Below are 20,843 nucleotides of genomic sequence, written 5' to 3'. Positions count from 1 at the left end.
GGTGAAATGCAGATTTTGCTAGCCCATCATCATCGTTATGGACAGCAAAAAACAGCGCCTCATTTATTACAGTCGCCACCACCGTTACTATACGGTTTGATTGCAGGCTTTGTAGAAGTGGGTGAAAGCCTAGAACACGCGGTGGTGCGTGAAGTGGCAGAAGAGGTAAATATCAGCCTATCAGATATTCGTTACGTCAGCAGTCAGCCATGGCCATTTCCGTCTAATTTAATGCTAGGCTTTCGTGCTTCTTACGCAGCTGGCGAAATTGTTATCCAAGAAGATGAGCTGTCGCACGCCGATTTTTTTGATCTGTCAAATTTGCCAAAAATACCCTCAAAAGGTAGCATTGCTTACGAGCTGATTGCACAAATTGCCAATGAGCAAGGTATTCTGCTTTAATCTATAATATCAATGCAGCATTTATCAATATCGTTATTATCCTATTATTCTAATGTCAGCGCTCAGAGCACACTTAGCACTTAGCACTGATATTAAGGTTTTAAAGCATATGCAAAGCACCACTAATAAAAATAGTACCCACATCCGTCTCACCAATTTGCCAATCTTGTTCGACACTTTGGATATAGAGCGCTTACCTGCGGACATACAAGCGAAAATCTCATATATTGATGCTTGTCTACCGCAAACACAATGTGGGCTTTGCGAGCACCCAGACGGCTGCTTACCTTATGCCGCCGCTATCGTGTTAGACAATGAGCCATACAATAAATGTGTACCCGGTGGTCAACCCGTTACCAAGGCCATTGCCCAAATTATTCATATAGATAGTCATGAAGCGATACTTAGCGCTGCGCCTTCTCAGTGGCCAATAGATGCGACCTCTGAACGTCCGACTGAGGTACGTGCGGTGATCCGTGAAGATGACTGTATCGGCTGCACCAAATGTATACCTGCCTGCCCAGTCGATGCTATTGTCGGTACTGGTAAGCACATGCATACTATCTTTACGGATTTATGCACCGGCTGCGAGCTTTGCATCGCTCCTTGTCCAGTTGACTGCATCGATTTGGTCACTGTTGAAAGGGAGCTGTCTAGCTCTGAACGTACCACAGAGCAAGAAGATTTAAGACAGCGCTATCATACTCATTTAAGACGCGTCACCGAGCAGCTGGCTGATAGTAGCAATAGTAGACCTGTGGTCAGCATGGTTGAAGCAAAACTGAACAATGCCGCTAGTCAATCGTTGAATATCAGCGAAGCGCAGGCAAAAAATACTATTGCCGCAGCGAAGCTTCGTAGTAAAATTAAAAAGCTAGAAAAGCAGCTAAGTGTCCGTCCAAATGAGAGCAAACAAGTAGAGCTTGACGCGTTGCAAGTAGAGTTAAGTCAGCTTTAATAGCGTAATTATCATTTGTTAGACAGTCTACCCAACATCGCTAAAATGCATTTATCCCGATATCTTGTATCAGTTATTAACTATCAATAGCCAAAAAATAGTAAGAATACTATGAGTAAAACCGTCAAACATAAAACTGCCGATACCCCGCCATCGAGACGAATGCCCAATCGTGACGTGCGTCCATTTTTTGAGAAACTGGCAGTGACGATTGATGAGCCAGTTACGGAATTGAATTATAAGAGTAATTTTGAGCTGCTGATCGCGGTCATCTTATCTGCGCAGGCGACGGATGTGAGCGTCAATATTGCTACCAAGCAATTATATCCCGTAGCAAATACACCTGAAGCAATCTTGGCATTAGGTGAAGACGGTCTAAAATCTTATATCAAAAATATTGGCTTATACAATGCCAAAGCCAAAAACGTCATCAAAACTTGCCGAGACTTAATTGAGAAATTTGACAGCACCGTCCCTGATAACCGCAAAGATTTAGAATCACTCGCTGGCGTTGGGCGCAAAACTGCCAATGTGGTGTTAAATACTGCCTTTGGTCAGCCAACCATGGCGGTCGATACCCATATCTTTCGGGTGGGTAATCGTACGGGACTTGCTACTGGCAAGAACGTCTTGATCGTTGAAAATAAGCTGGTCGAGCGTATCCCAGATGACTTCATCGTAGATGCGCATCATTATCTTATTTTACACGGGCGCTATACCTGCCAAGCCCGTACACCCAAATGCGGGGCGTGTCCTGTTTATGACGAATGTATGTTTAAAGACAAAGCCAAGTTTTTGGAGCTATAATTTTTAGAACGATCGCTTTTAGAACGATAACTGCTTTAGGGCGTGTCCTCAATTCAATCGATTACTTTCTAAATGGGCTAAAAATAGCTAAATTTTGCCAAACATCGTCAAATAGCTTATTAATATCTCGATATTATGTGCGCTATTTTCCTTGTTTGACGGCAATTTATCTCATTTTTACCACCATTTTTAAAATGAGGACACGCCCTAGTTATAGAAGGTTTAATTTATCTACTTTATATAAATAAAACATGAATAGCGTGGTTAAAAAAGCAGTAGACACCCACTTACTTTTGTAAACATTATTTAAAAACCAGGAAGCCAGATGCAGACACTGACCGCGCTATTATTCGATGATTTTGAGACTTTGGATCTATTTGGACCTATCGAGATGTTTGGCTGCTTACCTGAGCATTATCGTCTGCAATTTGCCTCCTTAAACGGTGGCATTATTCATAGTAAGCATGGCGTTGCGATGCAGACAGTCGCTGTCAGCGAGTTAGCGCACCAGACTGATATCTTGTTGATGGTTGGCGGCATGGGTACTCGCCAACAAATCAATCACCGACCATTTTTGCAGACGTTAACAATCTTGGTTGACCATGCTGATTGGGTACTTAGCGTTTGTACGGGTAGCGCATTGTTGGCTAAGGCTGGCGTCTTAGATGACAAGCGCGCAACGTCTAATAAACTGTCATGGCAATGGGTGATAGCGCAATCTGACAAAGTCCATTGGGCAGAGCAAGCACGCTGGGTTGTTGATGGTAAATTTTATACGTCCTCAGGTGTCAGTGCAGGTATGGACATGGCGCTTGGTTTTATCGCCGACAGACATGACATCGATACAGCGCGCCAGATCGCTCACTATACTGAATATTGCTGGCAAGAAAATAGCGAGATTGATGACTTTTACCATGGTTAATCCATGCCTAGTTACTTCTTAGTATTATCCATCGCTAGAGTTTTACCTCGATACACGGTAAAATGTGCTAATTTTTTTATTCGTTTTCGCCTTTTATTTTTATATACATTTAATAATGACTGAGTTCGTAGAATACAGTCCCTGCAATTAAGCGATCCCATTATGCGTGAATACAACTTATTTACCTCAGAATCTGTGAGCGAAGGTCATCCTGATAAAATGGCTGACCAAATATCAGATGCCATCCTTGACGCCATCTTACGTGAAGATTTGCATGCACGCGTGGCATGCGAAACCTTGGTTAAGACAGGTGCTGTGATACTAGCAGGTGAAGTCACCACGACGGCAAATATCGATGTTGAACGTATCGTGCGTGATACTGTAAACGGTATTGGTTACCACCACTCAGACTTAGGCTTTGATGGCGAAACATGCGCGGTCATCAATATGCTCGGCAAACAATCTCCTGAAATCGCTCAAGGTGTCGATCGTAGCGACCCTGAAGAGCAAGGCGCAGGTGACCAAGGTCTTATGTTTGGCTATGCCAGCAATGAAACTGATGTCTTGATGCCAGCCCCTATCGAATTTGCTCACCGCTTGATGGAACGCCAATCTGAGCTGCGCCGCGCAGGCGAGTTGCCGTGGTTACGTCCAGATGCCAAGGCGCAAGTGACGTTAAGATATGATGGTAGCAAGCCTGTTGCCATTGATGCTGTGGTGCTATCAACGCAACACGATCCAAGTATCTCGCAAAAAGATCTGCAAGAAGCCATAATGGAATCTATCATTAAACAAGTATTGCCTGCTGAATTATTGCATGCTGGCACGCGCTATCATATCAACCCAACGGGTAAGTTTGTGATTGGCGGTCCTGTTGGTGATGCTGGATTGACAGGTCGTAAAATTATTGTTGATACTTATGGCGGTATGGCGCGTCATGGCGGCGGTGCATTCAGTGGTAAAGATCCATCGAAAGTAGATCGCAGTGCTGCGTACGCCGTGCGTTATGTGGCTAAGAATATCGTTGCGGCAGGACTTGCTGAGCGCTGTGAAATACAGGTCAGCTATGCCATTGGTGTCGCTGAACCAACCTCTATCTCGGTCAATACTTTTGGTACGAATAAAATCAGCAATGATGAAATCATCCGTCTCATTCGCGCCCATTTTGACCTACGCCCTTATGGCATTACCCGTATGCTAAACTTATTACAACCAATGTATCAGCAAACGGCGACTTTTGGTCATTTTGGTCGTCCTGGCTCTGAAACTGCTTTTACGTGGGAAAAAACAGACAAAGCTGAGATCTTAAAAGCAGACGCTGGTTTGTAAAAATATAACGTTGCACCCCTTACAAACCTTCTTTATAAATTTAAAATTACCGACACTTATTAGGAGTCGCTTATGTCTAAAGACAATATGCAAGACAACAGCATTCAAGAAAGCAATGTTGACGCTAACATTGAGATTACCCCTGAAATGCAAGCATTTTACCAACGTGCTGATGCCATTATTGGTATCGCAAACAGTCAGTTGGGTTCTGAAGCGCATTCAGGACAAGTAGGTGCATCACTACTTTATGCAGCCGCACGTTATAGCGCATCTGTCGCTTCTATCGGCTTTGTCAAAGGCGATGACTTTGCCAAAGAAAAAGATGATATCGTTGAATTTTATGTCAAACAGTATCGCCAAATGCTGAGCGACAACCTGACTGATTATGCGCAGAATTTTGATAAATATGTTCAGCTTAATCAAGATGACAAAGCAGCCAAATAGTTCTATCGCCTTTAGCTGATATTTATAAAACGGCTGGTATAGTCATTTCAATTTAAAAGTAGTACAAGGCAACCGAGTGTAGACGTATATTTAATACTTCAAGCGAGATTAACGCAGTAATATTTTTATAGTGGAATGACTATAGTGATGCTCAAACCCAAGCTTAATCATAGGCTTGGGTTTTTTATTAATCATGATTTGGTAGATGACTGCTGATAAATAGGCTACTATCAATTAAAACTACCTTGTTCATCACATGGTTGCAACCAGCTATCGATAACAGGGACTTACCGAACACTATTTATAAGGACATATGATTATGAACCACTTATTCAAATCATGGCGATCATGCCTGTCATTATTAGGGTTATTAGTTACTATGGCTTTAGCTGGCTGTAATAATATCCAAAGCATCGATACGCCTGACACCGCCCCTATTCATAGCACTGGGCACAGCCAACAGAACAGCGACAACCCTTTCATCAAATGCCCACCTTACAACCCTGAGCAAACGATGTGTACCGCGCAATATGATCCTGTGTGTGTCAAAGTAAAAACCAGCTCAGGATTTAGTTATCGCACTGCGGGCAACTCATGCTCGGCATGTGGCACAACGGCGGCAGTAGGTTATGTCAAAGGACAGTGCTCATAACCTTGCTTTATAACTTTGGCTTCATAACTTTGTGTAAATACTTTATATCAAACTAAAAAAGACAATTAAATCATATAAAAAAGCACCCGCTTAATCATAGGCGGGTGCTTTTTTATGATCTTTTAGATCGATAAAATCTAACCTTCAGGTTTTTCAATATCAGGTGGACCTGTCAGCAAATCTTCATCACGAAACTCATTGGCCGAATTATGCTCTGCTGACTCTTCGGTGACAAACCATTGCTGGTTGCGATACAGTATCAAACGATCTCGACTCAAGCCGCGTAATAAGGAGTACATCATAACGACTATCACAATCGCAAAAGGGAAACCTGACACAATGGAAGCCGCTTGTAGCGCACTCAAGCCACCTGCTGCTAATAGTACGGCAGCGATGACACCCTCTGTACCCGCCCAAAATAGGCGCTGAATTTTTGGTGGATTGGCATCGCCACCTGAGGTCAACATATCAATCACAAAACTGGCAGAATCCGATGACGTGACAAACCAAAGCACAATCATCACTACGATAAGCAAGTTCAAAGCTGACGTAAATGGATAAGATTCCATCAGCTTAAAAATGGCACTGCCAGTATCTGCTTGGACAGCCTCAATCAAGCCAGGACTGATGAGGTTGGGATCAGCGGCTGCCATTAATTCCATATTAACGGCTGAACCACCGAAAGCCGTGAACCATAAGAATAAGATGGTGATAGGAATTAATAACACCCCTAAGATGAACTCACGAATGGTTCTACCACGAGAGATACGAGCCACGAACACACCGACGAAAGGCGACCAGCTTATCCACCATGCCCAATAGAAAATCGTCCATGATGCTTGCCAATTTTCTTGACCATCATACGATTCTGTCCAAAGACCTAATGGCACAATTTGATGCAAATAATTGCCAATATTTTCTACAAAGCTATTAAAGATAAACTGGGTCGGGCCTAAAATAATCACAAAGCTGAGCAATATCACAGTAAATAATATATTGGTATCACTTAAGCGCTTAATCCCTTTATCTAGCCCCATAAATAGAGACAGACCTGCCAACATAGTGATTAAGGCAATCAAAATAATTTGCACTGTAATATTATTGGGTATGCCAAATAAGGTCTCAAGACCTGAGTTAATTTGCAACACCCCAAGACCTAAAGTGGTCACTACTCCAAACATCGTACCAAATACCGCTAGTGTATCGACCGTATGACCCCAGCCACCATAGATCTTTTTGCCCAATATAGGATATAGTGTCGAACGGATGGCCAGCGGTAAGCCCACTCGGTAATGGAAATAAGCCAATGACAACGCGACCATGCCATAGAGCGCCCACACATGCAAACCATAGTGCAAGAACGAGATATTCATCGCTTGCTTGGCGGCAGCCACTGTTTCAGCTTCTCCTAACGGCGGCGCCATAAAATGGTACAAGGGTTCAGCCGTCCCCCAATAGAGCAGTCCAATACCGATACCCGCTGAAAATAGCATGCCAATCCAAGAGACTAGATTGTATTCTGGTTTCTCATTTTGATGACCAAGCCTGATATCGCCATAACGACTAAATATCATGTAAATACTCATCACCAACGTTAAGTTGACCACCACAATAAAGAACCAGCCAAAACGCAAAGACACGAATGCTTTAGCATGACCAAACAACAATTCTGCTTGCTCATTAAAAAGAGCACCAAAAATAATGAACACAAGAATTAATAATGCTGAAGTTAAAAACACAGGTTTACTTACCCGTGGAAAAGGGCCTAAGCGGCCAACTTTTACATGATCCATTTAGTCATCTCAATTTTTGAAGGGGCTCACCTTAACAAGATACTGCACAACTATCAAATCGAATCAGACACTTTATAACCTTGCTATTGGTCAACAAATAAAAAAATCCTAAGATAACGATGCATCTTAGGATTTCAAATCACAATTGTTATATTGTATTTTTACGTAAAAAAGAAGAAGCTAACTGCCTGATTCATTTCATAAAAACAGTATTAAGGCTGATATATATAATCTGCTAATCACCTTTCACGATTTTAGGTGGTCCTTTTAATAAGTGCTCATCAGCAAACTCATTGGCTGAGTTGTGATCTGCGGATTCTTCGGTGATAAAGTGCTGCTGAGCGCGATACAGTATCAAACGATCTCGGCTTAAGCCACGAAGTAACGCATACATCATCGCAAATACTACTAAAACAAAGGGTAATCCTGCAACGATAGCCGCTGCTTGTAATGCACTTAGTCCACCAGCAGCAAGCAAAACAGCAGCAATGATACCTTCCGTACTTGCCCAGAATAAACGCTGGATTTTTGGTGGGTTGGTATCACCACCTGCGGTCAACATATCAATCACAAAGCTTGCTGAATCGGATGAAGTCACAAACCAAAGGACAATCATAACGACAATCATTAAGGTGACTGGTTGTGCCAATGGATAAAATTCAACCAATTTAAAAATTGCACTACCAAAATCCGTTTGCACGGCTTCTACCAATCCTGGGCTGGCCATAGCGGGATCAATAGCAGCTAAGAGCTCCATATGGATAGCAACGCCACCGAAAGTGGTGAACCAAAAGAACAAAATCAGCATGGGAATCAATAAAACACCCAATATAAACTCACGAATAGTACGACCACGACTGATACGCGCGATAAATACGCCAACGAACGGTGCCCAACTTACCCACCATGCCCAATAAAATATCGTCCATGATGACTGCCAATTTTCTTGACCTTCATACGATTCACCCCACAGACCTAGCGGTACAACTACCGAAAGATAATTGCCAACATTTTCAAGATAGCTATCAAAGATAAAAAGCGTCGGCCCTAAGATGACCATAAACCCGAGTAGGATTGCCGTCAGTCCGATATTAATATCGCTCAAGCGCTTAATACCTTTGTCTAAGCCCATCATGACGGAAAAAGCAGCTAAAATAGTAACGAAAACAATCAGACCGATCTGTATCGTTAGATTATTAGGAACACCAAATAGTCGCTCAAGTCCTGAATTAATCTGCATAACTCCAAGACCAAGCGACGTTACCACACCAAACATCGTACCAAATACCGCTAAGATATCAACGGCATGTCCCCACGAGCCATAGATTTTTTTGCCCAATAGAGGATAAAGCGTTGAACGAATCGATAACGGCAAGCCACGGCGAAAGTGAAAATAAGCCAAAGACAATGCAACAATCGCGTATAGCGCCCATGCATGTAATCCCCAATGCAAGAATGTAAAATTTATGGCTTGCTTGGCGGCTTCTATCGTTTCCGCTTCTCCGAGTGGTGGTGCCATAAAGTGATACAAGGGCTCAGCCGTCCCCCAATACACCAATCCTATACCAATACCAGCAGAGAACAACATCCCTATCCATGAGAACAAACTGTACTGTGGCGTCTCAGTTTGTGCACCTAGACGAATATCGCCATAACGGCTCATCGCGAGATAAATACAAAGCAACAATGCTAAATTTACTAAAATAATAAACATCCAGCCGAACTTATCCGTAATAAAATTCTGCAAAAAGCTAAATAGTGCACCAGCGGTTTCAGTGAAGAAAGCACCAAAGATAATAAATCCAACGATAAGTAGCGCTGAAGTAATAAACACAGGTTTACTTACCCGTGGAAAAGGGCCTAACCTGCCAACTTTTACATGATCCATTTGTTTGTTAGCCTTAGTTTTTTAGGAAGAATACCTTAACAAGATACCTCTCAACTATCAAATCTAATTAGCTATTTACGTTTTTCTTATTGATAGAAATAGACCAAAACCATTTAGCAGCCTAACCTACAATAGTGCAAACGCTCGGAAAGTTGAAGAGCAATGGCTACTAATCACTACTGCGGAATCAATTGTAATAATCCACTATTATCGCCATCTTCTAATACCCAAACTTGTCCATCTACATTTAACACACTACGAATACGCTCGCCCATATCATAGCGATAGCGCTCAGTCGCGCGGCTATTTTCATCAAAATCGACGACTATCAGCGCTTTAGATGATAAGCCACTAATGAGCGCATTACCTTGCCACGCTGGGAAATCATTATATTGTCCAGCGTTATAAATACTCATCGAGGACGGCGATATCACTGGCGTCCAACTAATTTTGGGCGACGTAAACTCAGGACGCGTCTCATGGTCAGGAATATCCGTTCCTGTATAGTTACGCCCATTTGAGACGATTGGCCAACCGTAGTTATGACCTTTTTCAATCAGATTAAATTCATCACCACCCCGTGGTCCCATCTCATGCGCCCAAAGCCTACCTTTTTCATCGAATGCCATACCCAATACATTACGATGACCTATACTCCAAAACTGTGCGGCAATGTCATTGCTATTATCTACAAAAGGATTGTCTGCTGGCACTGAGCTATCAAGATTTAATCTAATAATTTTGCCCAAATTGACGCTCATATCCTGTGCCGGTGTTTTTTCTTGGCGCTCACCTGAACTGATATATAAATATTTTCCGTCAGGCGAGAACAGCAAGCGATGACTATAATGCCCCTGCCCTTTTACTTTCGGTATTTGCTCCCAAATGGGCGTAATATCCTGCAAACGTGGCGTGGCTGTATCCAATCCTATCAATGTCGCTTTGATAACTCTGGCACCAAATTTATTATTATCAGTGCCATTCCCTGCTTCAACGTAGCTCATATAGACATGATTAGAAGTAGCAAAATCTGGTGCAAGAACGATATCGCCAAGACCACCTTGCCCACCATAAGCCACTTTCGGTATACCACTGATGGTTGTCTTAGCCCCTGTTGCCGTATCAACAATGAATAACCCGCCTGTCTTTTGGGTGACAAGTAATTTAGGGGGCTCATTATTAACGGTAGGTAATGCTGTCATTGCCCAAGGCTCATCAAACGTGGCTATTTTTTTGGTGATAAAGGTAGGTTTTTCGGTACTTGCTAGCGATTCACTAGCAGAGACTTGCCCTTCTTTATAGTCTGTTAGGTCTTCATGGGTATCGACGGCAGTTTGATTGGAGCAAGCAGGAGCACTAAACAGCAGTGCGCTGATCATTATCGGTAACATTAATGGCGTGCTTAGGTGCTGCATACTGATGATCGTCATTTTGTCGTCTCCGTAACTGTTGATGTCTTATTCCTAGTGCTTAATTCCTATTGCTTAGTTTTTAGTGCTTAGTTTTTAGTGCTTAGTTTATTTATAACATAGTCAAAGCACTCAAACCGTAAATAATAATAGCGCACAAAAAAACCCCTTACCTGCCTGTAGAAAAAATAGGCAAGTAAGAGGTTGGTTTTAAACCACGGTCAGTTAGGGTTAGATATTAATTCATGCTACGTTTCTCAAACACCAACTTATCATCCGCGCCGACATCGACTTTGATGATATCTCCTGCGCCAAAATCACCAGCCAATAGCTTCAATGACAATGGGTTTTCAATTTCCTGTTGGATCGCACGTTTTAGTGGGCGTGCGCCATAGACAGGATCATAACCAATCGCAACCAGTTTGTTCATCGCATCAGCTGATAATTCAATATCCATCTCACGCTCATGCAAGCGCTGACGTAAGCGATCCAACTGAATCGCAGCAATACCTGACATCTGCGACATACCGAGCGGATGGAATACCACAATCTCGTCGATACGGTTGACAAACTCTGGGCGGAAATGCTGCCCAACTGATTCCATCACCTCAGCTTTGATGTCTTCGTAACTTTCACCGACCATCTCTTGGATTTTGTGCGAACCCAAGTTACTGGTCATAATGATGACCGTGTTTTTGAAGTCCACCACGCGACCCTGTGAGTCCGTTAAGCGACCATCGTCCAATACTTGTAGCAAGATATTGAACACATCAGGGTGCGCTTTTTCAACTTCATCAAACAAAATCACACTATAAGGCTTACGGCGTACCGCTTCCGTTAATGCACCACCTTCTTCATAGCCCACATAACCTGGAGGCGCACCCACCAAACGACTGACACTGTGCTTCTCCATATACTCACTCATGTCGATACGAACAATCGCATCCTCACTATCGAATAAGAAGTTCGCTAGTGACTTGGTCAATTCAGTCTTACCCACACCCGTTGGTCCTAAGAATAAGAACGAACCTGAAGGGCGATTCGGATCAGACAGACCAGCACGGCTACGGCGTACCGCATTGGCGACCGCTTCGACTGCTTCATCTTGACCGATGACGCGTTCATGGAGCTTTTCTTCCATCGCTATCATCTTGTCACGCTCGCCTTGCATCATTTTACTCACAGGAATACCTGTTGCTGCCGCTACGACTTCGGCAATTTCATTATCCGTGACTTTATTACGTAGTAGTTTTACACCACTACCTTCGCCTGTCTGCTCTTTTTGTTCTGCCAAGTCAGACTCAGTAATGCGGCGCTCTAGCTGCGGAATCGTTTCATACTGCAGCTTACTCATGGTCTCGTAATCACCTTCACGACTGGCTTTGTCATAGGCGATTCGTGCTTTATCCAGCTCATCTTTTAGCTGCTGACTGCCTTTGACCAATGCTTTTTCTGCTTGCCAAATCTCATTAAGGTCAGCGTACTCTTTTTCTAGCTCTTCAATTTGTGCATCAAGCACTTTACGCTCGGCTTGCGCACCAGCGTCTTCTTCATTTTTGAGTACTTCGCGCTGCATTTTCAACTGAATCAAGCGACTATCAAGCTTACCTAAGGCTTCAGGCTTACTGTCCATCTCCATACGTAAACGACTTGCCGCTTCATCAATTAAGTCAATCGCTTTATCTGGCAGCTTGCGATCGGTAATATAACGATGGCTCATCCGCGCAGCAGCAATAATCGCGCTGTCTTGGATATCAACACCGTGATGCAGCTCATAACGCTCTTTTAGACCACGCAAAATCGCAATGGTGTCTTCGACCGTTGGCTCATCGACCAGTACTTTTTGAAAACGACGCTCAAGAGCCGCATCTTTTTCGATGTACTGGCGATATTCATCGAGAGTTGTCGCACCGACACAGTGTAGCTCACCACGCGCAAGCGCAGGCTTTAGCATATTACCAGCATCCATCGCACCATCGGCTTTACCAGCACCTACTAAAGTATGCAACTCATCGATAAATAAGATGACATTGCCTTCTTGCTTTGATAAGTCGCTGAGCACCGCTTTGAGTCGCTCTTCAAACTCACCACGGAATTTTGCACCCGCAATCAATGAGCCCAAATCTAACGACAACACTTCTTTGCGGCGTAGTCCTTCTGGTACGTCACCATTGATGATTTTTTGTGCCAAACCTTCAATGATAGCCGTTTTACCAACACCTGGCTCACCAATCAGTACTGGGTTATTTTTGGTACGACGCGACAGTACTTGAATGGTACGACGAATCTCTTCATCGCGACCAATCACAGGGTCAAGCTTACCAAGTTCCGCCTGCTCAGTTAAGTTAATCGTATATTTATTCAGCGCATCACGCTGATCTTCAGCATTTTGATTATTCACGGTATCATCACCTCGCAATTGCTCAATGACTGTTTTTAATTTACTCGCTGTTACGCCCGCACTCTCAAATATCTTTTTGGTTTCGCCTTGCTCAGCGAGCGCCAACATCACCCATTCAGTAGCGATAAAATCATCGCCTTCTTTCTGCGCTTGACGGTCTGCCAAGTTCAAAATTTTAACCGAATTTGGGTTTAAATTCACATCGCCTGTCGGCTCGCTAATCGTCGCTTGATTGTCGAGCGCCTTTGCCACACCATTCTTTAGCGCAGGGATAGACGCGCCTGCTTGTTGGCAGATAGATAAATTAGACTCATCCTGTAGCAATACTGCAAGCAGATGCACAGGGTCAATACCTGTATGGTCACGCCCCAATGCTAGGCTCTGTGCTTCTTGAATGGCTGATTGCAATTTCTGGGTAAATTTTTCGAACCTCATAATTGTGTCCTTTTATAATTAGTATTATCAGTCAGTGAATGCAACATAAAATACCGAACGCGCCGCATTTAAAACATAGCGCTTATCGTCAATTTTATCGTATTTCAATCACCGTTAGTTGTTATATATATAGGGTATAACATACAAGATTTCAACCTACTTGTGCAAGTTGTCAATCAATATCTATGACTTATTAGTAAATACTGAAAAATAGTAAGATTTTATATAGGTAAAAACCTTACCTATAGCAATGATATTATCACAAGCTATCAATAGGCACACTAAGAGAGTATTTCAAGAGGATAAATAAAAAACAACTAAAAGAGAGGCTTGCTCAACAATGAAAGGCAAGCAAGAGACAGCTATAGCAGAGATTCTAATGCGCTAGTAACTGCTAAAAATTTACTACACGATAGTCAGCATTAACATAACACTCATTCTACAATTTCTATCGATGTACCAACCTTAACTGCCGCCATAATCTCATCCATCTCATTATCAGTGACCGCAATGCAACCATCGGTCCAATCACGTTGTTGGTTAATCCACGCTAGGTGACCGAAGCCGTTCATCTGCCCATGAATCATAATATCGCCACCAGGATGGACACCGCGTGATCGTGCCCGAGCTTTGTCAGCAGCATTGGGGTAGCTTATATGGATGGAGCGATGGGCAATAGAGTTCTCATTCTTATAATCTAAGATGTACGCCCCCACTGGTGTGCGCTCATCGCCTTGCTGCTGTTTATGACCAACCGGACTATCTCCTAGCGCAATACGATAGGACTTAATGACTTTATCACCACTCAACAGCTGCAAAATACGGTCGGATTTATCGACAAAAACTTTATCGATAACCACCGTACTAGAAATAGGCTGACCATTATTGCCTGTACTTTTTGCATCCGAGGAGGCTGTTTTGACATACCCTATCGCACTGGTGCTCATAATGGTGGTCAGTCCCAGTCCTATCACGACAAACAATCGACGCGGCTTTTTGCTGAAATTCAGAGAAAACAATGACATAGGCTTTAATAACTCCGTTTAGCGTTAGAGAGTGAAATGGCAACATACCACGCTATTAACTTACCAAAGCACCATGCCAGTTTTTGTGAAAATTTCATGGATAACATTAGGATCTTTTGGACATAAAAACTTCGTTAATACCATTACACCATACGAATCGCGCCATCTAAGCGAATGACTTCTCCATTGAGATAGGCATTATCAATGATATGCATGACCAACTTGGCAAACTCATTGGGATTGCCCAGACGCTTAGGATAAGGTACGCCCGCCTCTAGTTGTTCGCGCGCTTTTTCAGGAATGGTCTCCATCATCGGTGTGGCAAAGACGCCCGGCGCGATAGTCATGACGCGAATACCGTGACGTGCCAGCTCACGTGCTAGCGGCAAGGTCAGACCGACGACCCCTGCTTTTGACGATGAATAGCTCGCTTGCCCTACTTGTCCATCAAAAGCTGCGATAGAAGCCGTATTAATAATGACGCCATTATCAGCGTTCTTCTCTATGGAGCCGTCTGCGTTATTGGCATTTGCTACACGCTTTGCAATACTGGCTGCGACCAGACGCGCGACATTAAAGGAACCGACAAGATTAATATTGACGCCGCGACTAAAAGCATCGAGATCTGCTGGGTTATTATCACGGTCCAGCAGCTTTTGTACAACGGCGATGCCCGCACAGTTGATAGATCCTTGTAAGCCGCCAAATTCTTTTTCAGCCGTATCTACAGCCGCTTGCACCTCATCACTACTGGTCACATCACAGCGTGTAAAACGCGCATTGTCACCTAGCTCGTCTACCAGTGCTTGCCCTGCTGATTCATTAAGATCTGCGATGACGACGTTACCGCCTTGCTTGACAATAGCGCGAACCACGGCCTCTCCCAGACCTGACACACCGCCCGTGACCAAAAAGCTGTGTTGTTCAATTTGCATAATTTTTCCTTTAATTAATATTTATACTGTTATTTTTATCAGTTATCGATTTTTATCTTAACCTGACGATATAAATGCATTGCTTTATTAAGCCGCAGATAAACTGCGCAGCAAAAAGCGCTGAATTTTACCACTTGGGGTTTTTGGCAACTCTTTCACAAACTCAACCTCACGTGGATAAGCGTGAGTTGATAGACGCCTGCGTACCAAGTCTTGAATCTCTTTGGCAATCTCGTCTGTGCCTTCGATACCGTCTTTTAGCACCACATACGACTTAATGGTATGACCACGCACTTCGTCTGGCACTCCAACTGCCGCTGACTCTGCGACTGCCTCATGCTCCAGCACGGTATTTTCGACATCGGTTGGTCCAACGCGGTAACCTGCGGTAATGATAATATCGTCATCACGCCCTGAAAACCAATAGCTGCCATCACTATGACGCTCAACCACGTCGCCTGTTAAATAGTAATCATCAGCGAAAGCGTCTTTTTCGTTCCAGCTATAACCGCGGAAATAAAACGCGGACGATTGACTGACCACTACGGCAAGCTGTCCTTGTTCGCCATCAGGTAATATATTCATATCATCATCTAACACCACCAATGTGTGCCCCGGTAGCGCCATGCCCATCGAGCCAACCGGACATTCATGTGCCAATGCATGGTGCTCACAGCAAGTCATTCCTGTCTCGGTCTGTCCGTACTGATCGCAGACTTTACAGTTTAAATAGGTTTCAACCCAATTGACCACTTCGGTATTTAAGGTTTCGCCTGCTGAATTGGCACAGCGCAGTGATAGTTTAGCCTCATTATCATTACTATTGTCATTGTGAGCAGCTTCAAACACGCCACTCGATTTCATCATCCGAAACGCTGTCGGTGAGGAGGCTAAATTACTAATCTTATGACGTACCATAAAGTCGCGAGTATTTTGTGCATCAAAGCCCGCTTCATTAAAATACGTGGTGACGCCCAATAATAGAGGTCCTGTAATCGCATAATAAAGACCGTATGCCCAGCCGGGATCAGCCATGTTCCAGTAATTATCATCCGCTCGCAAGTCAATCGCATAGCGCATGTAGAGATAAAACGCTGAGAGCGCACTTAGCGGCACACTAACGCCTTTTGATTTGCCAACCGTACCCGAGGTAAACATTTGCAGAAAGGGTGCATCGGTATCTAATGAAACCGCGTCTACCGTTTGCGACTGCGTTACGACCTTTTCAGCGTAGCTATCATCACCCCAGCTTTGCGCATCTACCTTGCTACCAACCAGCACCATTTTGGTTTGCTTGGCTAAATCGTCAAACTTGCCACGATTTTCTTGATTGGTAAAAACCACTTTGGTATTGGCTTTGTCCATCCGATACTTAATCGAATCATAGCCAAAAGCGGTAAATAATGGCTGATAAACTGCACCGATCCGCCAAGTCGCGAGTACAATGGTAAGCAGCTCAGGGGTGCGAGGTAACATGGTCGCCACTTGGTCACCAATTTGCACGCCATAAGACAGCAATAAGTTGGCGACTTGTGCACTTGCCTTATCAAGCTCAGCAAAGCTCATGCGCGTTACATTGCCCGACGTATCTTCATGCACCAGTGCAATATTATCACCGCGACCATCACGCACATGACGACCGCAACACGCCATATAAGCATTCAAGCGATCCTCTAAATGCTCGCCAAATATCTCTGTCAATAGCGCGTTCATATCAAAATTATGATAGTAATCGCTGTAGCTCATTGGCGGGTGTGCAGTATGATTTGAAGTGGTATTTACAACTGATGGGTCTGTAGAGGAGGTGTTCATAAGCTAATCCTTTAGCAATAGCAGGTAACGGGCGAAATCAGAGAATTGTCAGCAGAAAAACAGGCATATCCTAGCAACTGTTTTTTCTGCTTGTTCGCACATATCAATGTGAATAGACTCTATTAGTAACGCATTTTAATATTTATTTCAATACATAACGTATCATTTTTATAATTCAATCACAAACTCTTGATGGAACTTTATTTCAAAGCACTCAGCAGCCACTTAAAAATCCCAGCAGCGCCTTTTCTCCATAACTTTGATGCTGTTTAGTACGTCCACGGCGCGCTTGTTTATAAGGTTCAAAGAACTGCCCCGCCAAAAAGCGCTCTATAATAATGGGATCAATATAAGAAGATCGGCACACCGTTGGCGTATTGCCAAGCTCATCAGCGACGCTTTTTACCATATCAGTCACCAGTTGCTGACGTTCTTTGCTATCAGGTTCACTGGCTAATATTGCTTTGCCCTGAGCGCTCTGTAGCTCATCATGCAGGTAACTGGCGGCAAGGACACTGGCCATCCAAGTACGAAAGTCCTTTGCGCTATATAAATTACCGCCATACATCTCACTGTCATGACTATGACTATGACCGCTAGTATGCATGCGTAGATAGTCATTGATATCGCTACTGTCGACGACTTGCTTGTGACCATCGTCATCTAAATATTTAAAAATCTGATAACCAGGTAGCTCAGAACATGCCTGCACAATCTCAATCAAACGCTCATCTTGCAATTCAATATGATGCTCTTTGGCACTTTTACCGACAAAATCAAACGCCAGTCCATTATCAGTTTCGCTCACGTGCTTACTGCGTAAAGTACTCAAACCATAGCTCTTATTAAGCTTGGCATAGCGGCTGTTACCGATACGAATCAATGTCGTTTCTAATAGTTTGATCACTGCTGATAAGACATTTTCACGGGATAATGATTTAGCCTTCAAGTCTTTTTCGACTTGTGCACGTAGATTCGGCAATGCTCTAGCGAAGCCTATCATGGCATCAAACTTGGCTTGGTCACGTACGCGATCCCACTCAGGGTGATACAGATACTGTTTTCGTGCTTTGTCATCGCGCCCCGTCGATTGCAAGTGCCCTTTATCATCTTGGCATATCCAAACCTCTGACCACATCGGCGGTATCACTAGCGCATTAAAACGCTGACGCAAGGCTTTGTCTTTGACCGTTTTGCCTGTGGCGTCCTTATAAGTAAACCCGCGCCCCCAACGCCTACGCGTAAACCCAAGCTCATCATCACTGACATAGCGCAGATTAGCAAGGCGAGCGAGTTTTTCATAATCATGGCGTATGTCTTGCGTGGTTGTTTGGTCATTTAGCGTCGCCATAATAGATACTCGATTGATAAAATAGTCGTTTTAGCATAATGAATTGCGATGGTTTTTGCTGTTTATTTGCCACGAGCAAAGTGTAATCGATGTGTAAAAAAAACATGCTTAAAAGGGTTCTAAATAATGAGCTTTTGAGCCATAATTTGACAACAATTACAATTTAATTTGAATAAAACACAATGAAAAATACTTCTATAAAGATAGCAGCATTATCTAAAGACGATTACGAATTTTGGTTACCTTTGTGGCAAAACTATCTAAAATTTTATGAGACCAGTTTGCCATCAAGTACCATCCAAAACACGTGGCACAGTTTGCTCGATAGTAACGTGCCGATTTATGGTTTTGGTGCTTGGCAGGACGACAAGTTAGTAGGTATTACCCATGTGGTGCTACATCCAACGACATGGAGCAGCATGGCATGTTGTTATTTACAAGATCTTTATGTCGATGAGTCTGTACGTGGACAAAGTATTGGACGAATTTTAATTGAAGGCGTATATAATTTTGCCGATGAGAAATGCTGTAATCACGTTTATTGGAAAACTCAAGAAAGTAATACCGACGCACGCCGATTGTATGACAATGTCGCAAGCTTAACAGACATGGTGCAGTATCGTAAAAACCTATAATGGTCGTTCAATGCTTTATGACTCAAATTTATCTCAAAATGCAATCATAAAAAAACACCAAGTGTTTAACACTTGGCGTTTTTTTATCAATACGGCTTTAGATTAAAGCAGCTTAGACATTATTTACCGTAAACGCATAGATATGCTGTTTCTACTGCCACTTTTACTTGAAACTTCTGATTGGCTTCAACCGTAAATTGGTTACCCGCATTAAAGGTTTGCCATTCATCACTCTCTGGTAGCTTGACCGTCAATGCACCACTGACCACGCTCATGGTTTCAAATTCGCTGGTGCCAAATTCGTACTCGCCAATTTCCATCACCCCAACTGTTGCAGGCTTAGTTGCCGTTTGAAAGGCAATAGAAGTGACTTTATCATCAAAATAACTGTTAACGCTCGGCATAATTTTCCTTAATTAAATATTAGTTACTATTGTATTTTATAATCCTGCTTTTAGGCTCGCTTCGATAAACTGATCGAGGTCGCCATCGAGTACCGCACCAGTATTAAAGGTTTCAACGCCAGTACGCAAGTCTTTGATACGCGAGTCATCAAGTACATAAGAGCGAATTTGACTGCCCCAACCGACGTCTGACTTGCCATCCTCGACCGCTTGCTGAGATTCCATGCGTTTTTGCATCTCAAGCTCATAAAGCTTAGCACGTAACAACTTCATCGCCGTCGCTTTGTTCCCATGCTGGCTACGCTCGTTCTGACAAGTGACCACCACGCCACTTGGCTCGTGGGTGATACGTACCGCAGAATCGGTCGTGTTTACATGCTGACCACCTGCGCCAGATGAACGATAAGTATCGATACGCAAATCTGCTGGATTGATATCAATCTCGATATTATCATCAATTTCAGGCGACACAAAAACGGCAGCAAACGAGGTATGACGACCGTTATTGCTATCAAATGGCGATTTACGGACTAAGCGATGCACGCCGATTTCGGTACGTAACCAACCAAAAGCGTAATCCCCTTTAATCTCAATCGTTGCTGATTTAATACCAGCCACGCTACCAGAAGACACCTCAATGACCTCAACTTTGAAGCCATGCGATTCCGCCCAGCGGGTATACATACGCAACAGCATCTCCGCCCAATCTTGCGCTTCGGTGCCGCCACTACCCGACTGGATATCTAAGTAGCAGTTATTAGGATCCATCTCACCACTAAACATGCGACGGAACTCTAAATCCGCAACGCGTTTCTCCGCATTGTCGAGCTCTGCTTGCACATCCGCTAGCAAGGATTCATCCTCTGCTTCTACCGCCAGCTCCAGCATGGCAGACGCATCTTCCAATGTGCTCTCAAGCGACACCACAACATCGATGACGCCATCAAGCTGGCTTTTTTCTTTATTAATTTTAGTCGCACGCTCTGGATCATTCCATAGCTCGGGGTTTTCTAACTCTAAATTGACTTCTTCTAAGCGTTCTTGCTTACCATCGAAGTCAAAGATACCTCCGCAAGTCCTGCCCACGCTCTGATAAATCTTTGATTCGTTCTTGATACGGATTGATTTCCATAAAGTTTCCTGTCTTTTTAAATAAATATCTCACTGATATGGCGCTATTTTAAATGAGATTGACGATAAATAGTTGGCTAATTATGACTGGCTTTATATTAAATAACGTT

Annotated in this window: 18 protein-coding genes; 8 read left to right on the top strand and 10 right to left on the bottom strand. The window is 43.4% G+C overall.

What is annotated here, in order from left to right; all coding sequences use genetic code 11:
• The 7 genes from JFC08_RS11875 to JFC08_RS11845 all read left to right on the top strand — a co-directional run.
• The coding region (locus tag JFC08_RS11875) for an NAD(+) diphosphatase (RefSeq protein WP_198330847.1) at positions 1-402 on the top strand (402 nt) is incomplete at its 5' end.
• Between the two features lie 109 nt (positions 403-511).
• Positions 512-1,360, top strand: a complete 849-nt coding sequence (locus JFC08_RS11870; protein ID WP_198330846.1) for an RnfABCDGE type electron transport complex subunit B — start codon at positions 512-514, stop codon at positions 1,358-1,360.
• A 111-nt stretch (positions 1,361-1,471) separates the two neighbouring features.
• Positions 1,472-2,167, top strand: coding sequence for an endonuclease III (nth, locus tag JFC08_RS11865; protein WP_198330845.1), 696 nt, complete (start codon positions 1,472-1,474; stop codon positions 2,165-2,167).
• Between the two features lie 325 nt (positions 2,168-2,492).
• Positions 2,493-3,089, top strand: coding sequence for a DJ-1/PfpI family protein (locus JFC08_RS11860; RefSeq protein ID WP_087813774.1), 597 nt, complete (start codon positions 2,493-2,495; stop codon positions 3,087-3,089).
• Positions 3,090-3,251: 162 nt separating this feature from the next.
• Positions 3,252-4,418, top strand: a complete 1,167-nt coding sequence (metK, locus tag JFC08_RS11855) for a methionine adenosyltransferase (protein ID WP_198330844.1) — start codon at positions 3,252-3,254, stop codon at positions 4,416-4,418.
• A 72-nt stretch (positions 4,419-4,490) separates the two neighbouring features.
• Positions 4,491-4,862 (top strand): DUF3144 domain-containing protein, encoded by a 372-nt coding sequence (locus JFC08_RS11850; protein ID WP_198330843.1) that lies wholly within the window; start codon positions 4,491-4,493, stop codon positions 4,860-4,862.
• A 319-nt stretch (positions 4,863-5,181) separates the two neighbouring features.
• The gene (locus tag JFC08_RS11845) at positions 5,182-5,514 is read left to right on the top strand and encodes a hypothetical protein (protein ID WP_045451442.1); all 333 of its coding nucleotides are present in this window, start codon (positions 5,182-5,184) and stop codon (positions 5,512-5,514) included.
• Positions 5,515-5,651: 137 nt separating this feature from the next.
• Here the strand turns inward: JFC08_RS11845 and JFC08_RS11840 are convergent, their stop codons facing one another.
• From JFC08_RS11840 to JFC08_RS11805, 8 genes are all read right to left on the bottom strand, one after another.
• The gene (locus JFC08_RS11840; protein WP_060491392.1) at positions 5,652-7,307 is read right to left on the bottom strand and encodes a BCCT family transporter; all 1,656 of its coding nucleotides are present in this window, start codon (positions 7,305-7,307) and stop codon (positions 5,652-5,654) included.
• Positions 7,308-7,542: 235 nt separating this feature from the next.
• A complete protein-coding gene (locus tag JFC08_RS11835) occupies positions 7,543-9,195 on the bottom strand; it encodes a BCCT family transporter (RefSeq protein ID WP_198330842.1) in 1,653 nt (550 codons plus the stop codon).
• Between the two features lie 176 nt (positions 9,196-9,371).
• A complete protein-coding gene (locus JFC08_RS11830) occupies positions 9,372-10,625 on the bottom strand; it encodes a PQQ-dependent sugar dehydrogenase (protein ID WP_198330841.1) in 1,254 nt (417 codons plus the stop codon).
• 217 nt (positions 10,626-10,842) lie between these two features.
• Positions 10,843-13,440: an ATP-dependent chaperone ClpB gene (clpB, locus tag JFC08_RS11825; RefSeq protein ID WP_045445524.1), complete on the bottom strand. Its 2,598-nt coding sequence runs from the start codon at positions 13,438-13,440 to the stop codon at positions 10,843-10,845.
• Between the two features lie 434 nt (positions 13,441-13,874).
• Positions 13,875-14,465 (bottom strand): L,D-transpeptidase family protein, encoded by a 591-nt coding sequence (locus JFC08_RS11820; RefSeq protein WP_198330840.1) that lies wholly within the window; start codon positions 14,463-14,465, stop codon positions 13,875-13,877.
• Positions 14,466-14,608: 143 nt separating this feature from the next.
• Positions 14,609-15,400: an SDR family NAD(P)-dependent oxidoreductase gene (locus tag JFC08_RS11815; RefSeq protein WP_198330839.1), complete on the bottom strand. Its 792-nt coding sequence runs from the start codon at positions 15,398-15,400 to the stop codon at positions 14,609-14,611.
• Between the two features lie 87 nt (positions 15,401-15,487).
• The gene (locus tag JFC08_RS11810) at positions 15,488-17,212 is read right to left on the bottom strand and encodes an AMP-binding protein (protein ID WP_198330838.1); all 1,725 of its coding nucleotides are present in this window, start codon (positions 17,210-17,212) and stop codon (positions 15,488-15,490) included.
• Between the two features lie 214 nt (positions 17,213-17,426).
• Positions 17,427-18,563, bottom strand: coding sequence for a DNA topoisomerase IB (locus JFC08_RS11805; protein WP_198330837.1), 1,137 nt, complete (start codon positions 18,561-18,563; stop codon positions 17,427-17,429).
• A gap of 182 nt (positions 18,564-18,745) precedes the next feature.
• Between JFC08_RS11805 and JFC08_RS11800 the strand changes: the two genes are divergently transcribed.
• Entirely contained in the window at positions 18,746-19,198 is a 453-nt protein-coding gene (locus tag JFC08_RS11800; RefSeq protein ID WP_198330836.1) for a GNAT family N-acetyltransferase, read from the top strand.
• Between the two features lie 119 nt (positions 19,199-19,317).
• Here JFC08_RS11800 and ppnP read toward each other — a convergent pair whose 3' ends face one another.
• Positions 19,318-19,602: a pyrimidine/purine nucleoside phosphorylase gene (gene ppnP / locus JFC08_RS11795; protein ID WP_198330835.1), complete on the bottom strand. Its 285-nt coding sequence runs from the start codon at positions 19,600-19,602 to the stop codon at positions 19,318-19,320.
• Between the two features lie 36 nt (positions 19,603-19,638).
• Positions 19,639-20,734, bottom strand: a protein-coding gene (gene prfB / locus JFC08_RS11790) for a peptide chain release factor 2 (protein ID WP_157292386.1) whose coding sequence is annotated in 2 segments (ribosomal slippage) — positions 19,639-20,661 and positions 20,663-20,734 — 1,095 coding nt in all. Because the reading frame shifts where the segments join, the coding sequence is not laid out codon by codon here.
• Positions 20,735-20,843: the final 109 nt, after the last annotated feature.

Source organism: Psychrobacter cibarius (assembly GCF_016107535.1).
Lineage (GTDB): Bacteria > Pseudomonadota > Gammaproteobacteria > Pseudomonadales > Moraxellaceae > Psychrobacter > Psychrobacter cibarius.
This window is presented reverse-complemented; position numbering and strand designations above follow the sequence as displayed.

Excerpts from the sequence above, each read along its gene's own strand:
- JFC08_RS11845 (WP_045451442.1), top strand. The coding sequence starts at position 5,182 with ATGAACCACTTATTCAAATCATGGCGATCATGCCTGTCATTATTAGGG.
- JFC08_RS11810 (WP_198330838.1), bottom strand. The coding sequence starts at position 17,212 with ATGAACACCTCCTCTACAGACCCATCAGTTGTAAATACCACTTCAAAT.
- metK (WP_198330844.1), top strand. The coding sequence starts at position 3,252 with ATGCGTGAATACAACTTATTTACCTCAGAATCTGTGAGCGAAGGTCAT.
- JFC08_RS11815 (WP_198330839.1), bottom strand. The coding sequence starts at position 15,400 with ATGCAAATTGAACAACACAGCTTTTTGGTCACGGGCGGTGTGTCAGGT.
- JFC08_RS11800 (WP_198330836.1), top strand. The coding sequence starts at position 18,746 with ATGAAAAATACTTCTATAAAGATAGCAGCATTATCTAAAGACGATTAC.
- JFC08_RS11860 (WP_087813774.1), top strand. The coding sequence starts at position 2,493 with ATGCAGACACTGACCGCGCTATTATTCGATGATTTTGAGACTTTGGAT.
- JFC08_RS11805 (WP_198330837.1), bottom strand. The coding sequence starts at position 18,563 with ATGGCGACGCTAAATGACCAAACAACCACGCAAGACATACGCCATGAT.
- JFC08_RS11835 (WP_198330842.1), bottom strand. The coding sequence starts at position 9,195 with ATGGATCATGTAAAAGTTGGCAGGTTAGGCCCTTTTCCACGGGTAAGT.
- nth (WP_198330845.1), top strand. The coding sequence starts at position 1,472 with ATGAGTAAAACCGTCAAACATAAAACTGCCGATACCCCGCCATCGAGA.
- JFC08_RS11850 (WP_198330843.1), top strand. The coding sequence starts at position 4,491 with ATGTCTAAAGACAATATGCAAGACAACAGCATTCAAGAAAGCAATGTT.
- JFC08_RS11870 (WP_198330846.1), top strand. The coding sequence starts at position 512 with ATGCAAAGCACCACTAATAAAAATAGTACCCACATCCGTCTCACCAAT.
- JFC08_RS11840 (WP_060491392.1), bottom strand. The coding sequence starts at position 7,307 with ATGGATCATGTAAAAGTTGGCCGCTTAGGCCCTTTTCCACGGGTAAGT.
- clpB (WP_045445524.1), bottom strand. The coding sequence starts at position 13,440 with ATGAGGTTCGAAAAATTTACCCAGAAATTGCAATCAGCCATTCAAGAA.
- JFC08_RS11820 (WP_198330840.1), bottom strand. The coding sequence starts at position 14,465 with ATGTCATTGTTTTCTCTGAATTTCAGCAAAAAGCCGCGTCGATTGTTT.
- ppnP (WP_198330835.1), bottom strand. The coding sequence starts at position 19,602 with ATGCCGAGCGTTAACAGTTATTTTGATGATAAAGTCACTTCTATTGCC.
- JFC08_RS11830 (WP_198330841.1), bottom strand. The coding sequence starts at position 10,625 with ATGACGATCATCAGTATGCAGCACCTAAGCACGCCATTAATGTTACCG.